Here is a 24,866-nt window from a genome sequence, read left to right on the forward strand (position 1 = left end):
GGGCGGATCAAGACGGAAAGGTAAGTAGTTGCAGTGCTGAAATTTATCATCAAAAGGCTAGGGGCCTCGCTGGGCATTTTGCTCGCCGCCTCCTTCCTTCTCTATGTATTGGTGATCAACTCCGGGGACCCACTCAGTGATCTGCGTGAGAGCACCGCCGAAAACCGGGACTACCTCATGGAGCAACGTTCCGCGTACATGAACCTGGACCAGCCCTGGTATCTGAGGTACTGGGATTGGCTCGTGGGCGTCGGCAAATGCTTTGCCCTGCAATGCGACCTCGGGACGAACGTCCAGGGTGTCGAGGTCTCCGGTTTGCTCGGAGCCGCCGCATCCTCCACGCTGCGACTGGTCATCCTGGCCACGGTGCTGGCAGCCATTTTCGGCATTGCCATCGGCGTGCTCACCGCAGTTCGCCAGTACTCCGGTTTGGACTACGGCGTCACCTTCCTGACCTTCCTGTTCTTCTCCCTGCCGGTCTTCTGGGCCGCAGTGATGCTCAAGGAATACATGGCCATCGGCTACAACAACTGGATCAGGGAACCCTCCATCACGCCGGTGCAGACAATTGTCACGGCGGTGCTCTTCGGCTTCCTCATGCAAGTGTTCCTCGGCGGCAGCGTCAAGCGACGCGTCATCACCTTCGCCGTGGCGGCGGTGTTCGTCGGCGTGGCCATCCCTTACCTGCTGTGGCTTAACTTCTTCCGTTACCCGCAGCTGGGCCTGGTCGGCATCGTCATCCTGTCGCTGGCCGTCGCACTCAGCGGCACGGCGATGACAGTGGGCGTGCGCAACAAGGCGGTGCTCTACCCGGCCTTGATCACCGTGGGCCTGGGCATCATCCTGTACTACGCAACCTTCTCGATCCTCGAGGCACCCAGTACCCCGGTGCTGATCTTCGGCGGCGTGCTCGCGATGGCCATCCCCGGCGCCATCGGCTACTACATGGGCGGCCGCGTCCGGAAGATAGCCATGTGGGTCAGCGCCTTCACCGGCCTTGCCGTCGCCGGCCTGACGGTCGTCGACCACATCTTCCGCGCATGGCCCGGCTTCCTCCAGCTCAAGCCGCGCCCCGTGGGCACCATCGGTTCGCAGACCCCCGACTTCGTGGGCGGCTTCTGGGAAATCTTCCTGGACCGCGGTGCCCAGCTGATCCTTCCGACGATCCTGCTCGCGGTGATCTCGCTGGCCAGCTACTCCCGCTACACCCGAACCTCGATGCTTGAGGTCGGCCAGCAGGACTACATCCGCACGGCCCGATCCAAGGGCCTGAGCGAACGCACCGTGATCTTCCGCCATGCCTTCCGCAACGCGCTGATCCCGATTGCCACCATCGCGGCCTTCGACTTCGCCGGCCTGATCGGCGGAGCGGTCATCACCGAGTCCGTATTCGGTTGGAAGGGCATGGGCGAAATGTTCCGCACCGGGCTGATGCACGTGGATCCGGCGCCGGTCATGGCCTTCTTCCTGGTCACCGGCACCGCAGCTGTTCTCTTCAACATGCTTGCGGACATCTTCTATGCGCTTCTTGACCCGAGGATCCGGGTATGAGCGAGCACCAGAACAACGAAGAGCTACGAGGTTCATCGAACATGATTTCCGAAATGGAGCCCAACGAGCAGCAGCTCGTTTCCCTGGTCGAGGTCGAGGACGCGGAGCTGGCACGCAAGGCCACCCAGTCCAAGAGCCAGGGCCAACTGATCCGCCGCCGCTTCATGCATCACAAGCCGGCGATCATCTCAGCGATCATCCTGGTCGTCATCACCGTGGTCGCCTTTACGTCCATCGGGTTCGCCGGGATTCCCGGCTGGTGGAACCAGAGCTACCTGAAGTCGGGCACGATCGTCAACGGCGGCGTACCGACCATGAGCCTGCTGCCCACTTGGCTGGGCGGCAGCGGCATCGCGTTCGGCGCACACCCGTTCGGGCAGGACAGTACCGGCAAGGACTATTTTGCCCTGGTCATGCGAGGCACCCAGAAGTCCATCATCATCGCGGTTGTCGTGGGCGCCGTCGCGACCGTCATCGGCGCGATCGTCGGGGCCCTGGCAGGCTACTTCCGCGGCTGGGTCGATGAGGTGCTGATGCGCATCACCGACCTGTTCATCGTGATCCCGCTGCTGGTGCTGGCCGCCGTGCTCGCCCAGATGGTGGGCAACAGCTCCGGTTCCATCTTTGCCCTGGCCTTTGTCCTGGGCATCCTCACCTGGACGGGCCTGGCCCGCCTGGTGCGCGGAGAGATCCTGAGCCTGCGCGAACGCGAATACGTGGCCGCCGCCCAGGCCATGGGATCGACGACCAACCGGGTGATCTTCAAGCACCTGCTGCCCAACACCGTGGGCGTGATCGTCGTGAACGCGACGTTCGCGGTCGCCGGCGCCATCCTGCTGGAAACCTCGCTTAGCTATCTGGGATTCGGCGTACGATCGCCGGAAACCTCCTTGGGCCTGCTCATCAGCGAGTACCAGAACGCGTTCACCTCCCGCCCATGGCTCTTCTGGTGGCCGGGCATGATCATCGTCGCCATCGCCCTGAGCGTCAACTTCCTGGGCGACGGATTGCGCGATGCGTTCGACCCCCGCCAGACCCGCAAGGCAAAGCGCCGCAAGAAGAAGGAACTCGCATGAGCATCCAAGCACCGGTGGAAGCCAAGTCCGGCACGGCACTGAGCTTCGAGAACCTGAACGTCGTATTCGATACCGAATTTTCCGAGGTCCACGCGGTCAAGGGGCTTACCCTCGAGGTGTTCCCCGGCGAGGTCGTGGCACTGGTCGGCGAATCGGGGTCCGGCAAGTCCGTGACCTCGACCGCCGCCATGGGCCTGCTGCCCTCGAACGCGAACATCACCGGCAAGGCGCTGGTCGGCGGCGTGAACGTCGTCGGCCTGCCCGAGGCCAAGATGCGCAAGATGCGCGCCACCGAGATCGCCATGGTCTTCCAGGAGCCCATGACCGCGTTGAACCCGGTGCTGACGGTCGAACGACAGCTCACCGAGTCCCTCGAGCTGCACGGGCTTGCCTACGGCAAGGAGGCAACGGCCCGCGCCATCGAGCTGCTCGAGATGGTCGGCATCCCGGAACCAGCCAAGCGCATCAAGCAGTACCCGCACCAGTTCTCCGGCGGCCAGCGCCAGCGCATCGTGATCGCCATGGCGATCTCCTGCGACCCGAAGGTCATCATCGCCGACGAGCCGACCACCGCCCTCGACGTGACGGTGCAGGCCGAGATCCTGGACCTGCTGCGCGAGCTCAAGGACAAGCTGAACACCGGCATCCTGCTGATCACCCACAACATGGGCGTCGTGGCCGACCTGGCCGACCGCGTGGCGGTGATGTTCCGCGGCTCCCTGGTGGAAACCGGCACGGTGGAGCAGGTGCTCAATGCACCGCAGCATCCGTACACCCAGAAGCTGCTCTCCTCGGTTCCGCGCCTCGCGGCGGTGGACGTGGATGGCGGCTTTGTTCCCGAACCCGCCGACGTCGTGGACCCGAACCGCAAGCTCGTGCTCGAGGCCAAGAACCTGGTGCTGGAATACGACATGCGCGGATCCAAGTTCCGCGCCGTCGACGATGTCTCGTTCGAGATCGCCCGCGGGGAAATCCTGGGCATCGTCGGCGAGTCGGGTTCCGGCAAGTCCACGGTCGCCAAGGCCGTGCTGGGCCTGCTGCCGGTGGCCTCGGGCAAGCTTGCCGTGCAGGGCAGCGACCTGACCAAGCTGCGTCCCAAGGCCGCACGCGCGGTGCGAGCCAAGATGGGCGTGATCTTCCAGGATCCGGCTGCCTCGCTGAACCCGAGGTTCCCGATCGGCGACTGCATCACCGAACCCATGGTGGTGCACAAGGTCGGAAACCGCGCCGAACGCGTCAAGCGCGCCACGGAGCTGCTTGAGGCGGTGCACCTGCCGGCCTCGGTCATCAACCGCTACCCGCACGAGCTCTCCGGAGGCCAGCGCCAGCGCGTGTGCATCGCCCGCGCCCTGACCCTGGATCCCGAGCTGCTGATTGCCGACGAGCCGACCAGCGCGTTGGACGTTTCGGTGCAGGCCGCGGTGCTGGACATGATCCAGGAACTGCAGGAACGCTACGAGTTCGCCTGCCTGTTTGTCAGCCACGACCTTGCCGTCGTGGACCTGCTGGCGCACTCGGTGGTTGTCATGAAGTCCGGAAAGGCCGTAGAGCAGGGTCGCGTCAGCGACGTCCTGCACGCGCCCCAGGATGAGTACACGCGCAAGCTGCTCGCGGCCGCGCCGGTTCCGGAGCCGGGCGAGCAGGCAATCCGCCGCGAAGCCCGCCGCCTGCTCATGGACATGGAAAACGGGAACTGATCCCTTCCTGACCGACCCGGCCCATGTCGGGGGTAAGAGAACAAAGCAACGGCCGGATATCCCTTGGGGGATATCCGGCCGTTCCTTGTGCCCGAGGGCAACGACTGCGGGGGAGCGGCTAGACCAGCTCCATGATGAATTCCTTGACGACCGCTGCGCGGGCGTTGGAGAAATCGGAGTCCTCATCGATGACCTTGAAACCACGTCGTTCCAGGACCTTGATGGATCCGATGTTGTCTTGCGGGACCCGGGCACGCAGCGGGCGTGCCGTGTATTCGGCCAGGAAGGCGTCGACTGCCGAGGTGGTGATTCCCTTGCCCCAGAAGCGGCGGGCGGTCCAGAAACTGATCTCCGGAACTTCTTCGTTCTTAAAGAGCAGAATCGAACCAGCAACCTCGCCCTCGTGCTCAATGGTGCGCACGATGACCGAGGGGTCGTTCAGGATCAGGTTCCAGTGGTGGTCGAAGACGCCACGGTCGGCCGGGTTGCGTGCCGTGAAGGCAGCCATGAGGTTGGCTTCGGGATCCTGCTGGTGTTCGAAGAACTGGTCAAGGTCTTCTGGCTGTATGGGCCGTAGCTGCACGGTCACTGCCTCTCTATATGTGTTGATCGACTTGCCCCTAGCCTACCGGGGTGGACAGGGCTGCGGTCGCCATCTGGTTCAGTAGTTTACGCAGGCCCTTCTTGGATGTACGGGGCGAGTGGGCGGAGTGCGCCGTCGAATTGAGCAGGCCGAATGCCGCGTGTGCCCGGAAGCGGATGACTGTTGCCGACTCTTCCGGGTGGATCAGGTGCAATTGCTCGGTCCACAGGGAAATGTAGTCGCGCTGCAATTTTCGCACCAGGTGGAGCTCGGCCTCGGGGAGTGCCTCCAGGTTGCGGTCCTGGACCTGGATCATGTCCGGGCGTGCGAGGGCGAAATCGGTGTGGAAGGAAATGAGCCGGCCCAGGACTTCCGAGGGGGTTCCGCCCTCGGCCCTGACCTCCTTGCCGCCCTTGAGCAGGTCCTGGCTGACCCCCACCAGCAACGCGATCAGCACCGCGGATTTTCCGGAGAAGTGCCGGTACACGGCCGGGCCGCTGATCCCGCAGGCCGCCCCCAGATCCTCGAGCGAGACGCCCGCGTAGCCGCGGATGGCGAACAGCCGGGTGGCTTCGACCAGGAGGTCCTGGCGTCGTTGTGCCTTGGCCCTGTCCCTGTCGGTAGAGGCCGGGGTTATTGACGTGGCATTCATGGGGTGTTCGATGCTCCTTTGTGCCCCTGGAGGCCGAATGCTGGCCGGGCCGGGGTCGCCGAATCAATTCGCTGTGAATGCTGGACAAGTGTGCCGTGCAACACTAGCCTCGAATTCAGTTAATGATCACTAACAATACGTGGTCACTTGGCAAAGCCCAAGAGCTTTACAAGCCGGTGTCGAGGAACCGCTGAACCCAGTCGTTTCCGAGGCCGGCGCACCACAGGAAGGGGCAGGGACGTGATCGATCTGGAGCTCGACGAGGAATACCAGCAGCTCGTGGACACCGTGCGCGAATTCGCCAACGAGGTCGTTGCGCCGGTTTCGGCAAAGCACGATGCCGCGCATTCCTTCCCCTACGACGTTATCGCGCAGATGGGACAGCTGGGGCTGTTCGGGCTTCCCTTCAGCGAGGATTACGGGGGCATGGGAGGGGACTACTTCGCCCTCGCCCTGGCGATCGAGGAACTCGGCCGCGTCGACCAGTCCGTGGCCATCACGCTCGAGGCCGGAGTCAGCCTGGGCGCCATGCCCGTCTACCGCTTCGGCGACGCGGCGCAAAAGGAACGCTGGTTGCCCGCCCTGTGCGCAGGCGAGGAGCTTGCGGGCTTCGGGCTCACCGAACCGGGGGCCGGCTCCGACGCCGGCGGAACCCAGACCAAGGCCGCCTTGGACCAGGGTGAATGGGTAATCAACGGGAGCAAGGAGTTCATCACCAACTCCGGCACCGACATCACCACCTTGGTGACGGTCACCGCCGTCACCGGAACCAAGACGCGGCCCGACGGAACGGAGGCCAAGGAGATCTCCACGATCCTGGTGCCCAGGCCGACCCAGGGCTTCACCGTTGAGCCGGCCTACAACAAGGTCGGTTGGAACGCCTCGGACACGCATCCGCTGAGCTTGAAGGACGTACGGGTTCCGGAGGAAAACCTGCTCGGCGAACGCGGCCGCGGCTACGCGAACTTCCTGTCGATCCTTGACGAGGGGCGCATCGCCATCGCGGCCCTTGGCACCGGAGCCGCACAGGGTTGCCTCGACGAGGCGGTCGCCTACGCCAAGACCCGCACGGCCTTCGGGGACACCATCGGGTCGAACCAGGGCATTTCCTTCATGATTGCCAGGATGGCGGCGCGCGTGCACACCTCGCGGCTTGCCTACTACGCGGCCGCTGCACGGATGCTCGCCGGCAAGGATTTCAAGACCGAGGCTGCAATCGCCAAGATGGTCGCGGGCGAGGCCGCCATGGACAACGCCCGGGACGCCACCCAGATCTTTGGCGGCTACGGGTTCATCAACGAGTCCCTGGTGGCAAGGCACTACCGGGACTCGAAGATCCTGGAGATCGGTGAGGGAACGACCCAGGTGCAATTGATGCTGATAGCCCGCTCGCTGGGGCTTTGAGAATCAACATTTGCGCTATGCGGCAGGATTTGTAGGATACGCATACGGGATTTACCTTGGACGCCCCGACACGTCAGGTCCCCGTTCGCCGTTGGCGGCCGGGGAACATGGGGGTAAAGGGATGGAAGAACTGGAGGGGCAGCAACATGACGGATGACGATCTCGGCAAGAGGATCGAGCAGCGCGGGCTTTACTTCGAAGAACTCGATCCCGATGCCCTGTACGTGCATTCCCCGGGCCGAACCATGACCGAGGCCGACAACGTCCTGTTCACCACGCTGAGCATGAACACCCAGGCACTGCACCTGGATGCGGCGTTCTCAGCGACCCAACCCTTTGGCCGCCGCCTGATGAACTCCATGTTCACCCTGGCGACGATGGTGGGCCAGTCCGTGTCCCAGCTGACCCAGGGCACTCTGGTCGGCCAGCTAGGGCTCACCGACATCAGGTTCCCGCACCCGCTCTACCCGGGGGACACGCTCTACACCGAAACGACGGTGGTGGACCTGCGCCCCTCCAACTCGCGCCCGGGCCTCGGGGTTGCCACCTTCAACCACGTGGGCCGGAACCAGGACGGCATCATCGTGGGTGAGGCAACGCGCGTGTGCCTGATGTTTACCCGCGAGGCACACCTGCAACAGCAGGCCGGCACCTGGGAGGACCCGGACTGGACCTAGTCCCTGTTCGACAGGGAAAATGGTCCCCTCACTGGCGGGGGTTCCAGGTGTACCGGTTCTCCGGGCGCCCGGCGCTTCCGTACTTGGGGGTCAGCTTCGCCTTGGAAACCGAGACCAGGAATTCCAGGTAGCGCCGGGCGCTGACCCGTGCCAAACCCAGTTCCGCGGCCAGTTCCGCCGCCGAGTAGTCGGCCCCCGGAACACGCAGAAGTTCCGTCACGGCATCCAGCGTTGTCCTGGAGAGGCCCTTGGGCGGTTGTACCGCGGCGGAGGCCCCGGCCTGTGCCGCTGCCGGGGATTGGACGCGGGGTTGCCCGGTGTTCGTCCGAGGCACCGTTGAACGGAGCCTGTCGATGCTCTGCTGGTCCAACCCGCGCTCGGAGTCGCCCAGCTTCAGGAGCGCCGAGCGGTTCGCAACATAGTTGTCCAGCCGGGACCTGAACTCCGCGGATCCGAACGGCTTGACCAGGTACTCGATGACGCCGCCGGCCAACGCGCCGCGCACCGTGGCCAGTTCCCTGGCTGCGGTGATGGCGAAGACGTCCAGCAGGTCCCCGCCGGCATCGGCCCTTGCCCGGGACAGGACATCAAGGCCGCTGAAATCGGGAAGGTGGATGTCCAGCAGCAACAGGTCCGGCCGCAGGGACCTGATCATTTCCAGTCCCTGCCCTCCGGTGTGCGCCGTGCCGACGACCTCGAAGGCGCCATGGGCCATGAGGAACCCGTGGTGCACCCCGGCCACGGCAGGGTCGTCGTCGATGATCACTGTGCGGATCGGGCTCATGGTGCTCCTTGTGCTGGGGATTCAGCGTGCGATGCGGCGGGTTGGAGGGGGCGAAGCGCTGCGGGCGGCGGCAGCAGCACGGTGAAGGCGGCCCCGCCGAGATCCGAGTCTCCCACGGTGATGGTGCCGCGGCGCCGGGTGACCACCCGGTGGACAAGGGCCAGACCGATGCCGCGTGCCGCGGGCTCGATGCCGCTGCCCTTGGTGCTGGCGCCCAGGTCCCAGAGCGAATCGCGCAAACCGGGTTCGATGCCGGGGCCGTCGTCGTGGATCTCGATCAACACGCTGGAGTCGGATTCCTCGCTCACCAGCAGTTCGATGCGCCCCTGGTGGACGATGGCCTCGATGGCGTTGTCCAGCAGGTTGCCCAGGATAGTGATCAGGTCGCGGCTCAGGGCCGGCTGCGAGGGGGCAAGCGCCGATTCGTCGTCGATGACCAGCTCGATGCCCTTTTCGCGGCAGATGGCGCCCTTGGCCAGCAGCAGCGCCCCGAGCTCGGGATCCCCGACGGAAGCCAGGGCCTCGGCGCCGGTGGGGGAGCCGGAGGTGTCGGCAATGCCGATGAAATCGGCGGCCGCACGCACCTGCCCCAGTTCCAGCAACCCGGAGATCACGTGCATCCGGTTGGAGAACTCGTGGGCCTGGGCGCGCAGCGCCTGGGTCATGTCCCGTGCGCCGCCCAGGTCCCGCAGCACGCCATGCAGCTCGGTTCGGTCGCGCAGCAGCAGCATCGAACCGACCCTGGATCCTCCCACGGTTCCGCCCGAGGCCTTGGCCAGCAGGACGCGCTCGCCGGCCAACACCAGCTGCTCGCCCTCCGACTGGTTGACCAGCAGCGCGGCGATCGGCGCCTCGAGCACCTCGTCGGCGCGCAGGCCCAGGACCTCCGAACGGAGATCCAGCAGCCGCTTGGCCTCGTCGTTGACCAGCGTGATGGTCCCCGTGGCGTCGGTGGCGATCAATCCCTCGCCCACGCCGTGCAGCAGCGCCTCGCGCGACTGCAGCAATTCGGCGATCTGCTCGGGCTCCTGCCGGTGGATGCGCCGCCAGACCAGCCGGGAAATGCTGAACGCCCCGATGGTTCCCACCACCGCGGCGCCGATGAGCCATCCCACCAAGACCGGAAGCCTTTCGAGCAGGTCAGCGGTCAGCTCGGATTCGAGCACGCCGACCGACGCCGTGCCCGCAATCGCTCCGTCGATCCAGACCGGGACCTTGACGCGCCAGGACGTGCCCAGCGTGCCCTTTTCGGTTCCGACAAACACCTCGCCGGAGAGCGGAACCGACGGGTCGGTGGACACGGGTTCCCCGATGCGTTCGGGGGTCGGATGCGAGTAACGGATGCCCTTGGCGTCGGTGACCACCACGTACGTGACGTTCGAGGCCTGCCGGATGAGCTCGGCGATGGGCTGGATGGTCTTGGCCGGTTCCGCGTCGTCGAAAGCCTCGATGACCGAGGGCAGCCTGGCCACGGACTCGGCCACGCCGATCAACCTGGCCCGGTGCGCATCGCGGATCGAATCGGCCTGCATCAACGCCGCCACGACCCCCGCCACGGAGATCACCAGGAACACGATGCCCACCTGGAGCAGCATCAGGTGGGTGCGAAGCGACGGGGTGCGGAACATCACACCATTTTTGCACGCCCGGCGGCCCCGTGGCCCCGCGACCAAAACGACCAATACCACCACTATCACCACATGCTTCCGGCGGGCACCCGCGGGTTTGTAGCCTCAACCTCGCACCGGCAGTGATCCGCAACACACTCGGGTGCCTTCATTTGCACACTCGAACAAGGAAGTTCCCCTAGTGAAAAACAAAATCTCCATGGCCCGTCGTACAGCCATCGTTGCCGCGGTCGCCGCCGCGGCCCTGTCCCTTTCGGCCTGTGGCGGGGCCTCGGGCTCCGGGGATGCCGCAGCGGGCGACATCAAGAAGCTGAACATCATCGTCCCGGCGAACCCGGGCGGCGGCTGGGACCAGACCGGCCGTGCCATGCAGGCGGACCTCACCGCCAACAAGCAGGTCGGCTCCGCCAGCGTGGTGAACATCGGCGGCGCGGGCGGCACCAACGGCCTGGCCAAGCTGGCCACCGAAAAGGACCCGAACACCCTGATGGTCATGGGGTACGTGATGGTCGGATCCGTGGAAACCAACAACTCGGCATCCCGACTGGAGGACACCACCCCGATCGCCCGCCTGACCGAGGAGCCGCTGGTCATTGTGGTTCCCGCGGCCAGCCCGTACCAGAGCATCGACGACCTGGTCGCCGACATCAAGGCCAAGGGCAAGGGCGTGGCCATCACCGGCGGCTCGGCCGGCGGCGCGGACCACATCCTGATCGGACAGATCCTCAAGGCCCAGGGCATCGGCGCCGATTCGCTGAACTACATCGGCTACTCCGGCGGCGGCGAATCCCTGGCCGCCCTGCTGGGCAACAAGGTCCAGGCCGGCATCTCCGGCGTCGGCGAATACGCCGAACAGGTTAAAGCGGGCAAGGTCCGAGCGCTTGCGGTCTCCGGCCCCGCCGAGGCGCCCGCGCTTCCGGGTGTGAAGCCGCTGAAGGACCAGGGCATCGACGTGGTGCTGACCAACTGGCGCGGCGTGGTCGCCCCGGGCTCCATCGACGCGGCCCAGGCCAAGAAGCTCACCGACATGGCCACCGAACTGAACAAGTCCGAGGCCTGGGCCAAGACCCTGAAGGACAACAACTGGGACAACGCGTTCCTGGCCGGCGATGAGTTCAAGACCTTCCTCACCGAGGACATCGCCACGGTCAAGACCACCCTCACCGAGATCGGCCTGGTCAAGTAACCATGCAGACCGCGCAGAAGAACCTCGGAGAAGTTCTCTTTGCGTTGGTCTTCGTAGTACTAGGTGTAGCGGGAGTGGTCTTCGCCGGAACCATCGAGGTTCCGGACCTGGAGTTCGGCATGGGCCCACGGGCCTTCCCCTACATCGTGAGCACACTGCTGCTGGTCCTCGGATCGGGCCTGGTTTACCAGGCCCTCCGGGGCCGGCTCGGTGCTGCCGAGGACGGCGAAGACATCGACGCAGACGCCAGCACCGACTGGGTCACCATCGGCAAGCTCGCACTCTTTGTCATCATCCACATCGTGCTCATCGAACCCGCCGGCTGGCCGGTGGCGGCCGCGGCGCTCTTCATGGGCGCCGCCTGGGCGCTGGGTGCCAAGCCGTTCTGGCGCTCGGCACTGATCGGCGTGCTGCTGGCCCTGGTGCTGCAATACCTCTTTGGCGGGCTGCTGGGTGTATCCCTCCCGCTGGGCCCGTTGCTGGAAGGCGTTGATTTCCTCCATGGATAACCTGAACATGCTGCTCGAGGGCTTTGCCACGGCGGCCCAACCCATCTACCTGCTATACGCGCTCTTCGGCGTGTTCATCGGCACCGCCGTCGGCGTGCTGCCGGGCATCGGGCCCGCCATGACCGTGGCGCTGCTGATGCCGATCACCTACTCGCTCGAACCCACCGCCGCGATGATCGTCTTCGCCGGCATCTACTACGGCGGCATGTACGGGGGATCGACGACCTCGATCCTGCTGAACACCCCAGGGGAGTCCGCCTCCATCGTCACGGCGCTGGAGGGCAACAAGATGGCCAAGGCCGGGCGCGGGGCCGCGGCCCTGGCCACCGCGGCGATAGGCTCCTTCATCGCCGGCACCATCGCGACCGTGCTGCTCACGTTCCTGGCCCCGGTGATCGTGGACTTCGCGATCAACCTGGGACCCGTGGACTTCGTGGCGCTGATGGTCGTCGCGTTCCTGACGATCGGCGCGCTGCTGGGATCCTCGATCCTGCGCGGCATGGCCTCGCTGGCCCTGGGCCTGTTCATCGGGCTGGTCGGCGTGGACGACACCACCGCCCAGCAGCGCTACACCTTCGGGTTCGCGGGGCTCACCGACGGCATCGACGTGGTGCTGGTGGCCGTGGGGCTCTTCGCCGTGGGGGAGGCGCTCTACGTCGCCGCCCGCATGCGCAAGGGACCCGTCGAGGTCATGGGCATGGGCACGTCCTCCGGCAACAGCGCCCGCTGGATGAGCAAGGACGACTGGAAGCGGTCCTGGAAGCCGTGGCTGCGCGGAACCTTCATCGGGTTCCCGATCGGCACCGTCCCGGCCGGCGGCGCGGACGTCTCCACCTTCCTGTCCTACGCCGCCGAGCGGAAGCTGGCCAAGGGGGAGAACAAGAAGCAGTTCGGGCGCGGCGCCATCGAGGGCGTCGCCGGCCCGGAGGCGGCAAACAACGCGGCGGCCGCCGGCGTGCTGGTGCCGCTGCTGACCCTGGGCATCCCCACCACCGCCACCGCGGCAATGATGCTCACGGCCTTCCAGCGCTACCAGATCCAGCCCGGCCCGCTCCTGATGGAGACCAACGGCGCGCTGGTCTGGGCGCTGATCGCCAGCCTCTACATCGGCAACCTGATGCTGCTGGTGCTGAACCTGCCGCTGGTGGGGCTGTGGGTGAAGATCCTGCAGATCCCGCGCCCCTACCTGTATGCCGGCATCCTGGTCTTCGGCGCGCTGGGCGCGTACTCGCTGAACTTCGCCACGCTGGATGTGGTGATCCTGCTGGTCATCGGCGTGCTCGGCTTCTTCATGCGGCAGTACGGGTACCCCGTGGCCCCCATGGTGGTGGCCATGATCCTGGGCCCGATGTTCGAGGTGCAGCTGCGCCGCGGCCTGCAGATCTCGCAGAACGACCCGATGACGCTGGTCTCCACCCCGTTCACCTGGGTGGTCTACGGCGCGCTGGTGCTCATGTTCGTCGCCTCGTTCCTCATCAAGCGGGCGCAGAAGAAGATGGAAGAGCTGCCGGCCGAACCGATCGCCGAGGAGGCTAAATGAGCACGCAGGGGCAACCGCAGGGGCAAGGCGCCGGGACCATCGTGCTGGGATACGTCCCCACGGGGCTCGGTGAGGCCGCGCTGGACGCGGCGATCACCGAGTGCCGGCGCCGCGGCGCCAGGCTGCTGGTCGTCAATTCGACCCGTGCCGACCGGACCGTGGACCCGAACTACGCGTTTGCCGACGACCTCGGCCGGCTGCACGCAACGCTCGAAGCCAGCGGCATCGAGCACGAGGTCCGTCAGTTCACCTCAAGCCAGCTGGCCTCCGACGACGTGATCGCCGCGGCGGAGGAACGGGACGCCGAGCTGATCGTGATCGGAGTGCGCCGGCGCTCGCCGGTGGGCAAGGTGCTCATGGGATCCGACTCCCAACGGATCCTGCTGCAGGCCGACTGCAATGTGCTGGCGGTCAAGGGCTAGACCCCCTGTACCCGGTACCGTGTGGATGCCCGTTGTTTGCCCCTTTCCGAAAGCGGGCAAACGGCGGGCATCACGTGTATCCGGTCCTCGCCAAGCCGTGGCTCATTGGGTCGGCACAGGAACAGCGACCATAATGGACAGGTGAACAACCTGCAGCCTTCCGCCGTCTTTGCCCAACCGGTGCCCGGAGCCATCCGCCGCGTCACGCTGATCGGTTCCACCGGTTCCATCGGCACCCAGGGCCTCGAGGTCATCGCCGCGGCGCCCGACCGATTTGCCGTTGCGGCGCTGTCCGGCGGCTACAACCTGGAACTGCTCGCACGGCAGGCCGTCGCCACCCGTGCCCCGGCCGTCGGTTCGGCCAACCCGGACCTCGACGCGCTCGCCGAGGCCATCCGGCAAGCTGCGGATGCCGCCGGCGCCAACGGCTATTCACCCGAACTCTTTGCCGGGCCCGACGCCGCCGCGGCCATCGCCGGGTTCCCGGACGCGGACGTGGTCCTCAACGGCATCACCGGGTCGATCGGCCTGGCCCCCACGCTCGCCGCGCTGAACGCGGGCCACCTGCTGGCGCTCGCCAACAAGGAGTCGCTGATCGTCGGCGGCCAGCTGGTCAGGCAGGCCGCGGCGCCCGGGCAGCTGGTGCCCGTGGATTCCGAGCACTCGGCGCTGGCCCAGGCGCTGCGCTCCGGCACCCCGGACGAGGTCCGCAAGCTCATCGTCACCGCCTCCGGCGGGCCCTTCCGCGGCTGGAACCGCGAGGCCCTGCGCGACGTCACCCCGGCGCAGGCCCTGGCCCACCCCACCTGGGACATGGGCAAGGTGGTGACCACCAACTCCGCGACTATGGTCAACAAGGCGCTCGAGGTCATCGAGGCGCACCTGCTCTTCGACGTGCCGCTGGAGCGCATCGAGGCGGTGGTGCACCCGCAGTCGATCGTGCACTCCATGGTGGAGTTCGTCGACGGCTCCACCATCGCCCAGGCCTCGCCGCCGGACATGGCCCTGCCGATCGCCCTGGGCATCGGCTGGCCGCACCGCGTTCCCGGCGCCACCCGCCCGTGCGACTGGTCGAGCGCCGCGTCCTGGACCTTCGAGCCGCTGGACGTCGAGGCGTTCCCCGCCATCGAGTTGGCCAAGGCCGCGGCCGCCGCCTCGCCCACGCACATGGCCGTGTACAACGCCGTCAACGAGGAGGCCGTCGAGGCGTTCCACGACGGGGCGATCCGCTTCACCGACATCGTCGAGACCGTCGACGCGATCCTGCAGACCTACACCCCCGAACCCGGCGCGCTGAGCCTCGACTCGGTGCTTGCCGCCGAATCGTGGGCACGAAACGCCGCCGCCAAACGTTTGGAAGCACTGTGAGCATTCTTCTTTTCATCCTCGGCGTGGCCATCATGGTGGTCGCCGTCGGCCTGTCCATCGGCCTGCACGAGGTCGGGCACCTGGTTCCGGCCAAGCTCTTCGGCGTGCGCGTCCCGCAGTACATGATCGGCTTCGGCAAGACCCTGTGGTCATTCAAGCGCGGGGACACCGAATACGGTTTCAAGGCCATCCCGCTGGGCGGCTACATCTCCATGATCGGCATGTACCCGCCGGCCAGGAACAAGGGCAACGTCGGGGCCACCGACGCGCCGGCGTTGCGCAAGTCGTCCACCGGCATGTTCCAGCAGCTGGCCGACGAGGCCCGCAGCGCCGCGGCCGAGCAGCTGCAGCCGGGCGACGAGAACCGCCTGTTCTACAAGCTGCCCGTGTACAAGCGCATCATCATCATGTTCGGCGGCCCCTTCATGAACCTGCTGATCGGCGTGTTCATGATCGGCATCGTCACCGTCGGCTTCGGCGCCCCCTCGCAGACCAGCACCGTGGCCGAGATTTACCAGTGCGTGGTTCCGCTGGGACAGGAAGCCCAACGCGATCCCGCGGTAAACAACGGCTGCAAGCCGAGCGACGCACCCGGCCCGGCCTACGCCGCCGGACTGCGCCCGGGCGACACCATCACGTCCTTCGACGGGAAGCAGGTGGGCACCACCGAATGGCTGGGGTTGACCCAGGCCATCCGCGAACGCGCCGGCGAGTCCGTCCCGCTTACCTACGAGCGCGACGGAGTCGCCCACTCCACGACCATCACCCCGTACAAGACCGAACGCCCGGTGCTCGACGCCCAGGGCCGCGCGGTGATGAAAGCCGACGGCACCCCCGCCACGGTGGCAGTCGGATTCATCGGCATGGGTTCGCAGGTCAGGAACGTCCCGCAGCCCGTCAGCGACGTGCTTCCGGCCGTCGGCAAGCAGATCCAGGGCGTTGCAAACGTGGTGCTGGACCTGCCGGCCCGCGTGATCGCCGTGGGCCAGGCGGCCTTCTCCGATGCGCCGCGCGATCCGAACGGCCCGATCTCCGTGGTCGGCGTGGGGCGCATCGCCGGCGAAATCAGCGCGATGGACCAGATCGGGGTCTCCGACAAGGCGGCCTCGCTGATCTCGCTGATCGGCGGGCTGAACATCGCCCTGTTCGTCTTCAACCTGATCCCGCTGCTGCCGCTGGACGGCGGGCACATCCTCGGCGCGCTCTTCGAGTCCGTGCGCCGCGCCTTCGCCAAGCTCTTCCGCCGCCCCGACCCGGGGCCGGTGGACATCGCCAGGATGCTGCCGCTGACCTACATCGTCGCGACGGGCATGCTGATCATGGGCGCCGTGCTGATCTACGCGGACATCGTCAAGCCGGTCAACATCTTCGGCTAGTCAACAACTCCACAGTCAGACGGCGGTGCCGCGTCCCGGATTCCGGGGCGCGGCACCGCCGTTTTTGGCGTTCGCCCCGTCTCCCGCCGATGCCCTCCCGCCGCCCGGAGGACACCGTCTTTCAGGCCTTTTGCACGTGCGGATTTCGGTCGGGACAGACCCGCCCGGGCCGGTGTTCATATGTGCGGCGGTTCCCATTGCCCCGGCCCATTGGTAGGCACAAACTGTAAGCGGAACGTGAGGAAAAGAGGTGAGTAGAGAATATGAGCAAAGTAGAGCACGAGCATTTTGGGACGCCGACCGAGACCCGGGTTTTCCCGAACGGCAAGGTTGAGATCCTCGAGATGGCCGGGGGCACCGTGGGCCGCGTGACACTCGAACCTGGCTGGCGTTGGTCCAACGACGTCAAGCCGATCGCCGGTACGGAGAGCTGCGAAGCCCCGCATTTCCAGTACCACGTCAGTGGAAAGCTCGCGATCCGGATGAACGACGGGCAGGAGATCCTGGCGGGACCGGGAGACGTGACCAGCCTGCCGCAGGGCCACGATGCATGGGTGGTCGGCGATGAGCCGGTTGTCACCGTGGACTGGTACGGGGCATCGAACTATGCAAAGGCGTCGGAGTGACGCTGGAACACCGCGGAAGGGTTTTTCGCGGAAAGATGATTTTCGGGTGGTACGAGGAGGTGAATGATGGACAGGATGATGGTCGACTGCCGCAAGATGCCTAGTGACATGAACTGCCAGATGACAATCGCCGGCACGCACGACGAAGTCTTGGAGCTGGCGGTCTTGCACGCAGTGACGACGCATGGACACGAAGACGGACCGGAACTGCGGGCCGGAATCGAAGCGGGCATGACGCCCGTCGATGCCGCAATGGCATGACAATCCCCGGAATTTGCATGCCATGCCGGGCCTCCCTCCATGGCATGCCAGAGGATGAGGTCACGGGACTGCTTGGCTGGTGCAGTCCCGTTTCTCGTGAACCCGTGAAGGTGCCGGGGGCAGGATGCTGCTGCCCGCCGGATCCGGTTCCGGCCGCTATTGCGCGCAACAATGCAGGTCAGGAGCGGCGATGCAGCGAAACCGGGTTTTGCCGGAAGCATCGGTCCGGAAGCCCGGGAACCGGATTCCCAGCTAAAAGCATTAGGCTGTAGCGCATGAGTGTTTTTGCTGTTGAGTATGTATACGCCGCCAATACCGATGCAACGCGCGACGAGCACCGTCCGGCGCACCGCGAGTTCCTGGCCAGCCTCAAGCCGGAAAACGGCCCGATCACCCTGGTTGCCTCCGGGCCCTACACCGACGGAAGCGGCGCACTGCTGCTGATCTCGGCCCCCGACGAAGCAACCCTCGGCGAGGCGTTGAAGAACGACCCCTTCAACATCCACAACACCATCGCCGCACTGCGCATCACCGGATGGGTTCCCGTCACCGGTGAGCTCAGTCACCACGCCTAACTCCGGGCCGCAAGCCCCCTGATTCGCGGGGGATAATGGAAGAACTTCCACACACAACTTCACGGAGGAAATCTTGACCCCGGTCAGCCTCGGAATGCCATCGGCACCCCCACCGGTCCTCGCCCCGCGCCGCAAGACCCGACAGATCAAAGTCGGTTCGGTTGGCGTAGGTTCGGACAGCCCCGTCAGCATCCAGTCGATGACGACGACCCCGACCACGGACATCAACGCCACCCTGCAGCAGATCGCGGAGCTCACGGCCACCGGCTGCGACATCGTTCGCGTTGCCTGCCCCTCGGCCGACGATGCCCTGGCACTGCCGATCATCGCCAAGAAGTCGCAGATCCCGGTCATCGCCGATATCCACTTCCAGCCGAAGTACGTCTTCGCCGCCATTGACGCCGGTTGCGCCGCGGTTCGCGTGAACCCCGGCAACATCCGCAAGTTCGACGACCAGGTCAAGCAGATCGCCGAGGCCGCCAAGGCCGCCGGCACCTCCATCCGCATCGGCGTCAACGCCGGTTCGCTGGATCCGCGCCTGATGGAGAAGTACGGCAAGGCCACCCCGGAGGCCCTCGTGGAATCCGCGGTCTGGGAAGCCTCGCTCTTCGAGGAGCACGACTTCCACGACTTCAAGATCTCGGTCAAGCACAACGACCCAGTCGTTATGGTCCGCGCCTACGAGCTGTTGGCCGAACGCGGCGACTGGCCGTTGCACCTGGGCGTCACGGAGGCCGGACCGGCCTTCCAGGGCACCATCAAATCGGCAACCGCCTTCGGCGCGCTGCTCTCCAAGGGCATCGGCGACACCATCCGCGTGTCCCTCTCCGCCCCGCCGGTGGAGGAAGTCAAGGTCGGTGCGCAGATCCTGCAGTCGCTGAACCTGCGCCCGCGCAAGCTGGAAATCGTGTCCTGCCCGTCCTGCGGCCGCGCCCAGGTGGACGTGTACACGCTGGCCGACCAGGTCACCGCCGGCCTCGAGGGCATGGAAGTTCCGCTGCGCGTCGCCGTCATGGGCTGCGTCGTCAACGGACCGGGCGAGGCACGCGAAGCGGACCTCGGCGTGGCCTCCGGCAACGGCAAGGGCCAGATCTTTGTGAAGGGCGAAGTCATCAAGACGGTGCCGGAAGACCAGATCGTTGAGACACTGATCGAAGAAGCAATGCGCTTGGCAGAGGAAATGGGGGACCTTGATGGCGAAAATCCTGTCCAAGGTGGCCCCGTGGTTACCGTCAGCTAGACGAAACCCCGGGGGCGGAGAGCAGCTCTCCGAAGGTATCCGCGTGCTTGACGATGCGGATACCGCGGCTCTTCGCGCCCTCGTTTCGACGGACCCCGTCAGCAACATTTTCCTTGATGCACAACTCACCCTGACCGGGTCCGCGCGACCCGGTCTGAGCGGGTCGCTGATCCTGGGCCGCTTTGAAGAAGGCACCCTGCGATCGGCTTGCTGGGTCGGCGCCAACGTCGTGCCCGTCAACATCGGTGCCGACGAGGCCGAGGAATACGGACGGGTGTTGATGCGGCTGGACCGCAATTTCGCCTCTTGCTTCGGCCCGTCCGACGCCGTCATGGGCATCTGGAAGGTCCTTTCAACCGGACCCCGTGCGGCCTTCAACGTCCGCCCGCACCAGCCGCTGATGACCCTCTCCGGGGGACCTGCCATTGCCCCCTCCCAGGGGCTGCGGGCCAGCCGCGACGACGAGTACGACAAGGTGCTGCCTGCCTGCGCCACCATGTTTGAAGAGGAACTCGGATACTCTCCGCTGGTGCACGGGGGAGCGTTCTACCGTTCCCGGATCAGGGCGCTGATCCTTGCGGAACATTCGGTGATCGACACCGATGCAAAGGGCGAGATCCGCTTCAAGGCCGAACTCGGGACGGTCACCGAGCGGGCCACACAGATCCAGGGCGTCTGGATGAATCCGGCCTACCGCGGTGGTGGGCTGGCTGCCGGGTACATGGCGGCCGTGGCCGAGTACGCGCTGGGCCTTGCCCCCGTGACAAGCCTCTATGTCAATGACTACAACGTCGCCGCCATAGCGACATACCGCCGGGCGGGGTTCGAGGAAGTCGGCGAGTTCGCCACTATCCTGTTCTAAGGCATTGCTCCCGACGCACCAAGAACCGTGCCCGAGGCAGCTGGCCAGCTCCCGCCGGAGAGCCACAGAGAACCAACCCGGCCGATACGCGGCAGAAGCCGCCGAATGGACAAGATATACGTGAAGCCGAAACCACCCCGAGCCAAGAATCCATCCCGATCACTTCTCCTGGTGGCGTCGAGCCTGGGCCTGGGCCTGGCGCTGGCCCTGGGCGGATGCACCTCCGGTGCCGCGAACCCGACTCCGGGCAGTGCACCCGGGGCAGCTTCCGGAACCGGAGCCGAAGCGCAATCACCAAGCCCGACCGTCGCGGGCGAGCTGGGCTTTGTCGCGGGGCCGGATCTTGAGGCAGCCACGAGCGAATGGGCCAAGACGCAGGAAGGCGCGGTCTTCACCTCGGACGCCGCGCTGCGCGCCCAAATCCCGGCGGCCGAAAAATGGCTCAAGGACATCAAGGTGGTGCCAAGCGAATGCGGGCTCTACGGCATCGGCAGCCTCAAGGACCAGCTCAACGAGGCGGTAATGGCGGCCGTGACACTTCCCGAAAAGCTCGGCGCCGACATCACCGTCGCTTCCTATGCCGACCTCAATGCGCTGGTCGCCGACGTGGCGGCGCAGCAGCACCTGGACAAGTCGTGCGAGAAGTACAAGATCAGCAGCCCGCAACAAGAAATCTCGACCAAGTTGTCCGATCTCAAGGTCGACACCAGCGCACCCTACAGCGCCGGAACCCTCATGGTTACGGTCAACGGGGGAACCGAAAGCAAGCAGGTTTCGGTTCGCGCCATCGACGGCCACGTGATGGTCACGGCGACCCGCAAGGCCTCGGCCAACCCCGCCGACGCCACCAAATTGGCGACGGCCGACGTGGAAGCCATCCTGAAGGTCCTGCGCGATCGCGAAGCCGCGGCCGGCGCCACGCCCTGACGCAGTCCATCGCCTTGCCCCTGGGCCAAGAGCCCGCACCCACCAACCGGAGGACCTCCACCATGACCAAAAACGCCTTGCTGCCACTGGCGATTGCCGCGATGTTCGCCCTCGCCGGCTGCGCCTCGGGCGGCGCCGAAGCCGGGGACCCCTCGGCGTCGGCCGACGCCAAGCCCGGGGCAACCGCGGGAGCCACCCCTGCAAAGGGTGCCCAGCTTGATGCCCGGACGCTGGCAGACATCGCCCAGGAGATCGCCGGGGACAACGACGACGCACAGATCACCGACGAAGATTCAATGCGGGCACAGCTTCCGATGGCCGAGCAGGGCCTCAAATCCATGAAGATCGAACCGGCCAAGTGCGCAGCGATTGCATCGGGGGACCTCAAAGCCGAATTCGACAAGATGAACACGATCTCCCTGAAGCTTCCGGGCGCCACGATGGTTCAAAGCGTGCAGGTGGGCATCGCTTCCTATGCCGATCCTGCGGATGCAGCGGCGAACATCGCCCAGAGCCGGAAAATGCTCAAGGACTGCTCGAACTTCACCATGACCCTGCAGGGCCAGAAGGTCGAGACCAAGGTCTCCGAGGTCAAGGCCAAGACAAAGGCCGCCGTGACCGAGGCGAACCGCAGCGTCGTCTCGGTTTCCGGCGCCGATATCCCGACGGTGGCGGTGAGCGCGGTTGACGGCCGCAACCTGATTTCGGTGTCGGTCATGGGCGGAAGCAAAGAAGCCGATGACATCGACCAGGCGCAGGACATCGTCAACTCGGTGTTGGCGATGATCGAGGAAAAGACCTCCTAGCCTCCGGCGACCGTTAGGACTTCGCCCCTTGAAGTGCACGGATCGGTTACCAACGGCATTGCCGTTGGTAACCGATCCGTGCACTTTTGCGTCTGGGGGCAGCAGGAATCGAAAGCGGCCGTGGCGGGACGTGAATCCTTGGCACCGTGTTCATTTTGTCCGGACACCGGTTTGTGTAGGGTGATCAGGGAGTCGAGTTTCGGGTGCGCAGCAGCGGACCCCCTATCCGGATGGCGGTAACGATGAAGAAAACTGCACTTTGGGCCGTGCCACTGGCAGCAGCGCTCGCACTGACGGCTTGCTCTGCCCCGAAGGAACCGACCCCGCAGAGCCAGCCAGCCGTGGAACAATCCCCGTCCGCCACGCAAACCCCCGCGGCAACCGATGCAGCTGCCGAGCCGAGCTCCTCCGCCGCCGGCACTCCGGAGGCAATCGGCAAGCAACTGACGGCCGATCAGGTTTACGCAGTGGTCAGTGAGCTCAAGGACGACGAGGCAACCGCCGGCGCCCAATTGCTGAAGGACGCGGAACTGAAAGCCGGGGCTTCCCAGATCGAGCAATTCGTCGCCGGGATGAAGGTGAAGCCGGAAGTCTGCGGTGCCTTTGCCGCCGGCGGCATGGCCGAAGCGCTGGAATCGGTGAACATGGCATCGCTGGTGGTGCCCGCCACCGCAAGCGCCGCCTCAACCAGCGTGAGCATAGCCTCCTATGCATCCGAGGCGGAGGTCCGGGCCCTGGCCGCAAAGCAGAAGAAGTCCTTCGAGGAGTGTGCCACCTTCAGCCTTGAAATCCAGGGACGCGAAGCCTCCGCGACGTTGAAGGACACCAAGGCCACGACCGATGCCGCCACGACCTTGGCCAGCCTCGGCACGGTCAAGCTCGACGGGCAAACCATGAAAACCCTGAGCGTTTACGGGATGGACGGAAACAACACCGTTGCCGTCACCCTGACCGCGCCCAAGGACGTGGACGCAGCGGTGAAGAAGGCCGAGAAAACCATCAACGCGGCACTGAAGCGCATCGCCGACCAGTAGGCCACCGGAACCGCGGGTGCGGTCCCGTCCTGCGGGGCGCGGCTTCACCGTGCCGTTTCGGCCGCCTCCGCCAACGTAAGATGGAAGCAGTGCCCAAGGCACCACCGTGTTCAGCCGCGCCCGCATTACCAGAACCTGCTCCCGCCCGCCGGGAACGAGTTCGAGGCGCGGACGGCCTGTAGGTGGTTTACGGCGGGCAAAAAGTCTTGTGCCTTTCTACGAATCGCGCACACCCAACTATGTTGTGGTCCGGAGACGGGCCGCGGAAATGGAAAGTTAGCGTGGTCCTGAAACTCTCCACACTGTTCCTGCGCACGTTGCGCGAAGATCCGGTCGACGCCGAGGTTGCCAGCCACAGGCTGCTCGTCCGCGCCGGATACATTCGCCGCGCAGCCCCGGGCATCTACACCTGGCTGCCGCTGGGCCTGCGGGTGCTGAAGAAGGTGGAAAACATTGTCCGCGAGGAAATGAACGCCATCGGCGCCCAGGAAGTCCAGTTCCCGGCCCTGCTGCCGCGCGAACCCTACGAGGCCACCAACCGCTGGACCGAATACGGCGAGGGCCTGTTCCGCCTCAAGGACCGCAAGGGTGCCGACTACCTGCTGGCCCCCACCCACGAGGAAATGTTCACCCTCCTGGTCAAGGACCTGTACAGCTCCTACAAGGACCTGCCTGCGTACCTGTACCAGATCCAGAACAAGTACCGCGACGAGGCGCGTCCCCGCGCGGGCCTGCTGCGCGGCCGCGAATTCATCATGAAGGACTCCTACTCCTTCAACATCGATGACGAGGGCCTGGAAGAGGCCTACCAGGCGCACCGCGGCGCCTACCTGAAGATCTTCGCCCGCTTGGGCCTGGAGATCCTGCCGGTCTTCGCGACCGCTGGCGCCATGGGCGGCTCCAAGTCCGAGGAGTTCCTGCACCCGACCGCGATCGGCGAGGACACCTTCGTGCGTTCGGCCGGCGGCTACGCGGCCAACGTCGAGGCAGTGACCACCGTTGTTCCGCAAGACATCGACTTCACGAACGCCCCGGCGTTCGAGGTCAAGGACACCCCGGACACCCCGACCATCGAGACCCTGGTGGCATGCGCCAACGAGGTTGCCCCGCGTGAACAGGGCGAATGGGCCGCGGCCGACACCCTGAAGAACGTCGTGATCGCCGCGAAGCTGCCCACGGGCGAACGCCAGATCGTGGCCATCGGCCTGCCGGGCGACCGCAACGTCGACCTCAAGCGCGTCGAAGCCAACATCGCAGCCCACCTTGAGGTTGGCGGCGAGGTCGAGATCGAGGCAGCGACCGAGGACGACCTGAAGAAGAACCCGACCCTGGTCAAGGGCTACATCGGCCCGGGCAACGGCCTGGACAACGCGGTGCTTGGCACCGAGTCCGCCTCCAAGATCCTGTACCTGGTCGACCCGCGCGTCGTGCCGGGCACCGCCTGGGTCACCGGCGCCAACGAGGACGGCAAGCACGTCTTCGGCCTCGTCGCCGGCCGCGACTTCGCCTGGGACGGCACCATCGAGTGCGTCGAGGTGCGCGCCGGGGATCCGGCACCGGACGGATCCGGCCCGCTGGAAACCGCCCGCGGCATCGAAATGGGCCACATCTTCCAGCTCGGCCGCAAGTACGCCGAGGCCCTGGACCTCAAGGTGCTGGACCAGAACGGCAAGCTCAAGGTCGTCACCATGGGCTCCTACGGCGTGGGCGTGACCCGTGCGGTTGCCGCCCTGGCCGAGTCCAACCACGACGACAACGGCCTGGTCTGGCCGCGCAACGTCGCCCCGGCCGACGTCCACCTGGTGGTCACCGGCAAGCAGGCTGAGCTCTTCGAGGCTGCCCAGAAGATCGCCGACGAGCTGCACGCAGCCGGCGTCGAGGTCATCTACGACGACCGCCCGAAGGTCTCCGCCGGCGTGAAGTTCTCCGACGCGGAGCTGATCGGCGTCCCGACCATCGTGGTCATCGGCCGCGGCCTGGCCGACGGCCTGGTCGAGGTCAAGGACCGCGCCACCGGCGAACGCGCCGACGTCGCGGTCGACGACGTGGTCGCACAGCTGATCAGCACCGTCAAGGGCTAAG

General features: G+C 65.8%; 24 protein-coding genes. 20 read left to right on the forward strand and 4 right to left on the reverse strand.

Annotation, left to right across the window (positions count from 1 at the left end):
* Positions 1 to 33 precede the first annotated feature (33 nt).
* The 3 genes from ACFY5D_RS18440 to ACFY5D_RS18450 are packed head-to-tail and all read left to right on the forward strand — an operon-like array spanning position 34 to position 4,324.
* A complete protein-coding gene (locus ACFY5D_RS18440; RefSeq protein ID WP_387533250.1) occupies positions 34 to 1,551 on the forward strand; it encodes an ABC transporter permease in 1,518 nt (505 codons plus the stop codon).
* Entirely contained in the window at positions 1,548 to 2,627 is a 1,080-nt protein-coding gene (locus tag ACFY5D_RS18445) for an ABC transporter permease (protein ID WP_387533253.1), read from the forward strand. The genes ACFY5D_RS18440 and ACFY5D_RS18445 overlap by 4 nt, the downstream gene beginning before the upstream one ends.
* Positions 2,624 to 4,324: an ABC transporter ATP-binding protein gene (locus tag ACFY5D_RS18450; RefSeq protein ID WP_387533256.1), complete on the forward strand. Its 1,701-nt coding sequence runs from the start codon at positions 2,624 to 2,626 to the stop codon at positions 4,322 to 4,324. The genes ACFY5D_RS18445 and ACFY5D_RS18450 overlap by 4 nt, the downstream gene beginning before the upstream one ends.
* Positions 4,325 to 4,442: 118 nt before the next feature.
* Here ACFY5D_RS18450 and ACFY5D_RS18455 read toward each other — a convergent pair whose 3' ends face one another.
* Positions 4,443 to 4,907 (reverse strand): GNAT family N-acetyltransferase, encoded by a 465-nt coding sequence (locus ACFY5D_RS18455; RefSeq protein WP_387533658.1) that lies wholly within the window; start codon positions 4,905 to 4,907, stop codon positions 4,443 to 4,445.
* A gap of 37 nt (positions 4,908 to 4,944) precedes the next feature.
* Positions 4,945 to 5,559 carry a TetR/AcrR family transcriptional regulator gene (locus ACFY5D_RS18460; RefSeq protein ID WP_387533259.1) on the reverse strand — a complete coding sequence of 205 codons (615 nt, stop codon included), beginning with the start codon at positions 5,557 to 5,559 and terminating at the stop codon, positions 4,945 to 4,947.
* Positions 5,560 to 5,799: 240 nt separating this feature from the next.
* Between ACFY5D_RS18460 and ACFY5D_RS18465 the strand changes: the two genes are divergently transcribed.
* Together ACFY5D_RS18465 and ACFY5D_RS18470 are read left to right on the forward strand one after the other, a co-directional pair.
* Positions 5,800 to 6,963 carry an acyl-CoA dehydrogenase family protein gene (locus tag ACFY5D_RS18465; RefSeq protein WP_387533262.1) on the forward strand — a complete coding sequence of 388 codons (1,164 nt, stop codon included), beginning with the start codon at positions 5,800 to 5,802 and terminating at the stop codon, positions 6,961 to 6,963.
* 146 nt (positions 6,964 to 7,109) lie between these two features.
* Complete coding sequence (locus tag ACFY5D_RS18470; RefSeq protein ID WP_387533265.1) at positions 7,110 to 7,640, forward strand: MaoC family dehydratase; 531 nt, start codon at positions 7,110 to 7,112, stop codon at positions 7,638 to 7,640.
* 28 nt (positions 7,641 to 7,668) lie between these two features.
* Here ACFY5D_RS18470 and ACFY5D_RS18475 read toward each other — a convergent pair whose 3' ends face one another.
* Entirely contained in the window at positions 7,669 to 8,424 is a 756-nt protein-coding gene (locus ACFY5D_RS18475; protein WP_387533268.1) for a response regulator, read from the reverse strand.
* Entirely contained in the window at positions 8,421 to 10,052 is a 1,632-nt protein-coding gene (locus tag ACFY5D_RS18480; RefSeq protein WP_387533271.1) for an ATP-binding protein, read from the reverse strand. Before ACFY5D_RS18480 ends, ACFY5D_RS18475 begins: the two co-directional genes overlap by 4 nt.
* Positions 10,053 to 10,233: 181 nt before the next feature.
* Here ACFY5D_RS18480 and ACFY5D_RS18485 point away from each other — a divergent pair, with 181 nt between their 5' ends.
* The 15 genes from ACFY5D_RS18485 (at position 10,234) to ACFY5D_RS18555 (ending at position 24,865) form a co-directional block, all read left to right on the forward strand.
* Positions 10,234 to 11,238, forward strand: coding sequence for a Bug family tripartite tricarboxylate transporter substrate binding protein (locus ACFY5D_RS18485; protein ID WP_387533274.1), 1,005 nt, complete (start codon positions 10,234 to 10,236; stop codon positions 11,236 to 11,238).
* Between the two features lie 2 nt (positions 11,239 to 11,240).
* A complete protein-coding gene (locus ACFY5D_RS18490) occupies positions 11,241 to 11,747 on the forward strand; it encodes a tripartite tricarboxylate transporter TctB family protein (protein ID WP_387533277.1) in 507 nt (168 codons plus the stop codon).
* Positions 11,740 to 13,287, forward strand: coding sequence for a tripartite tricarboxylate transporter permease (locus ACFY5D_RS18495; RefSeq protein WP_387533280.1), 1,548 nt, complete (start codon positions 11,740 to 11,742; stop codon positions 13,285 to 13,287). The genes ACFY5D_RS18490 and ACFY5D_RS18495 overlap by 8 nt, the downstream gene beginning before the upstream one ends.
* On the forward strand, positions 13,284 to 13,709 hold the full coding sequence (locus ACFY5D_RS18500) for a universal stress protein (RefSeq protein WP_387533283.1): 426 nt from the start codon (positions 13,284 to 13,286) through the stop codon (positions 13,707 to 13,709). The genes ACFY5D_RS18495 and ACFY5D_RS18500 overlap by 4 nt, the downstream gene beginning before the upstream one ends.
* A gap of 192 nt (positions 13,710 to 13,901) precedes the next feature.
* On the forward strand, positions 13,902 to 15,077 hold the full coding sequence (gene dxr / locus ACFY5D_RS18505; protein WP_387533660.1) for a 1-deoxy-D-xylulose-5-phosphate reductoisomerase: 1,176 nt from the start codon (positions 13,902 to 13,904) through the stop codon (positions 15,075 to 15,077).
* Entirely contained in the window at positions 15,074 to 16,453 is a 1,380-nt protein-coding gene (locus tag ACFY5D_RS18510) for a M50 family metallopeptidase (RefSeq protein ID WP_387533285.1), read from the forward strand. Before dxr ends, ACFY5D_RS18510 begins: the two co-directional genes overlap by 4 nt.
* Before the next feature lie 263 nt (positions 16,454 to 16,716).
* Positions 16,717 to 17,079: a cupin domain-containing protein gene (locus ACFY5D_RS18515; protein ID WP_387533288.1), complete on the forward strand. Its 363-nt coding sequence runs from the start codon at positions 16,717 to 16,719 to the stop codon at positions 17,077 to 17,079.
* A 63-nt stretch (positions 17,080 to 17,142) separates the two neighbouring features.
* Positions 17,143 to 17,340, forward strand: a complete 198-nt coding sequence (locus ACFY5D_RS18520) for a DUF1059 domain-containing protein (RefSeq protein ID WP_387533291.1) — start codon at positions 17,143 to 17,145, stop codon at positions 17,338 to 17,340.
* 275 nt (positions 17,341 to 17,615) lie between these two features.
* Positions 17,616 to 17,915, forward strand: a complete 300-nt coding sequence (locus ACFY5D_RS18525) for a YciI family protein (protein ID WP_209995904.1) — start codon at positions 17,616 to 17,618, stop codon at positions 17,913 to 17,915.
* A gap of 73 nt (positions 17,916 to 17,988) precedes the next feature.
* Positions 17,989 to 19,155, forward strand: a complete 1,167-nt coding sequence (gene ispG / locus ACFY5D_RS18530) for a flavodoxin-dependent (E)-4-hydroxy-3-methylbut-2-enyl-diphosphate synthase (protein WP_387533295.1) — start codon at positions 17,989 to 17,991, stop codon at positions 19,153 to 19,155.
* Positions 19,156 to 19,198: 43 nt separating this feature from the next.
* Positions 19,199 to 20,017, forward strand: coding sequence for a GNAT family N-acetyltransferase (locus ACFY5D_RS18535; protein ID WP_387533298.1), 819 nt, complete (start codon positions 19,199 to 19,201; stop codon positions 20,015 to 20,017).
* A gap of 105 nt (positions 20,018 to 20,122) precedes the next feature.
* Positions 20,123 to 20,944, forward strand: coding sequence for a hypothetical protein (locus ACFY5D_RS18540; RefSeq protein ID WP_387533301.1), 822 nt, complete (start codon positions 20,123 to 20,125; stop codon positions 20,942 to 20,944).
* A 62-nt stretch (positions 20,945 to 21,006) separates the two neighbouring features.
* Complete coding sequence (locus ACFY5D_RS18545) at positions 21,007 to 21,750, forward strand: sensor domain-containing protein (RefSeq protein ID WP_387533304.1); 744 nt, start codon at positions 21,007 to 21,009, stop codon at positions 21,748 to 21,750.
* Positions 21,751 to 21,992: 242 nt separating this feature from the next.
* Complete coding sequence (locus ACFY5D_RS18550) at positions 21,993 to 22,784, forward strand: hypothetical protein (protein ID WP_387533307.1); 792 nt, start codon at positions 21,993 to 21,995, stop codon at positions 22,782 to 22,784.
* 281 nt (positions 22,785 to 23,065) lie between these two features.
* Complete coding sequence (locus ACFY5D_RS18555) at positions 23,066 to 24,865, forward strand: proline--tRNA ligase (protein WP_387533310.1); 1,800 nt, start codon at positions 23,066 to 23,068, stop codon at positions 24,863 to 24,865.
* Position 24,866 lies beyond the last annotated feature (1 nt).

It is taken from the genome of Paeniglutamicibacter sp. NPDC012692, assembly GCF_042901625.1.
GTDB lineage: Bacteria > Actinomycetota > Actinomycetes > Actinomycetales > Micrococcaceae > Paeniglutamicibacter.

Coding starts and splice junctions, on each gene's coding strand:
- ACFY5D_RS18445 (WP_387533253.1), top strand. CDS start 1,548: ATGAGCGAGCACCAGAACAACGAAGAGCTACGAGGTTCATCGAACATG.
- ACFY5D_RS18520 (WP_387533291.1), top strand. CDS start 17,143: ATGATGGACAGGATGATGGTCGACTGCCGCAAGATGCCTAGTGACATG.
- ACFY5D_RS18515 (WP_387533288.1), top strand. CDS start 16,717: ATGAGCAAAGTAGAGCACGAGCATTTTGGGACGCCGACCGAGACCCGG.
- ACFY5D_RS18550 (WP_387533307.1), top strand. CDS start 21,993: ATGAAGAAAACTGCACTTTGGGCCGTGCCACTGGCAGCAGCGCTCGCA.
- ACFY5D_RS18495 (WP_387533280.1), top strand. CDS start 11,740: ATGGATAACCTGAACATGCTGCTCGAGGGCTTTGCCACGGCGGCCCAA.
- ACFY5D_RS18525 (WP_209995904.1), top strand. CDS start 17,616: ATGAGTGTTTTTGCTGTTGAGTATGTATACGCCGCCAATACCGATGCA.
- ACFY5D_RS18475 (WP_387533268.1), bottom strand. CDS start 8,424: ATGAGCCCGATCCGCACAGTGATCATCGACGACGACCCTGCCGTGGCC.
- ACFY5D_RS18450 (WP_387533256.1), top strand. CDS start 2,624: ATGAGCATCCAAGCACCGGTGGAAGCCAAGTCCGGCACGGCACTGAGC.
- ACFY5D_RS18490 (WP_387533277.1), top strand. CDS start 11,241: ATGCAGACCGCGCAGAAGAACCTCGGAGAAGTTCTCTTTGCGTTGGTC.
- ACFY5D_RS18500 (WP_387533283.1), top strand. CDS start 13,284: ATGAGCACGCAGGGGCAACCGCAGGGGCAAGGCGCCGGGACCATCGTG.
- ACFY5D_RS18470 (WP_387533265.1), top strand. CDS start 7,110: ATGACGGATGACGATCTCGGCAAGAGGATCGAGCAGCGCGGGCTTTAC.
- ACFY5D_RS18540 (WP_387533301.1), top strand. CDS start 20,123: ATGGACAAGATATACGTGAAGCCGAAACCACCCCGAGCCAAGAATCCA.
- ACFY5D_RS18480 (WP_387533271.1), bottom strand. CDS start 10,052: ATGTTCCGCACCCCGTCGCTTCGCACCCACCTGATGCTGCTCCAGGTG.
- ACFY5D_RS18545 (WP_387533304.1), top strand. CDS start 21,007: ATGACCAAAAACGCCTTGCTGCCACTGGCGATTGCCGCGATGTTCGCC.
- ACFY5D_RS18460 (WP_387533259.1), bottom strand. CDS start 5,559: ATGAATGCCACGTCAATAACCCCGGCCTCTACCGACAGGGACAGGGCC.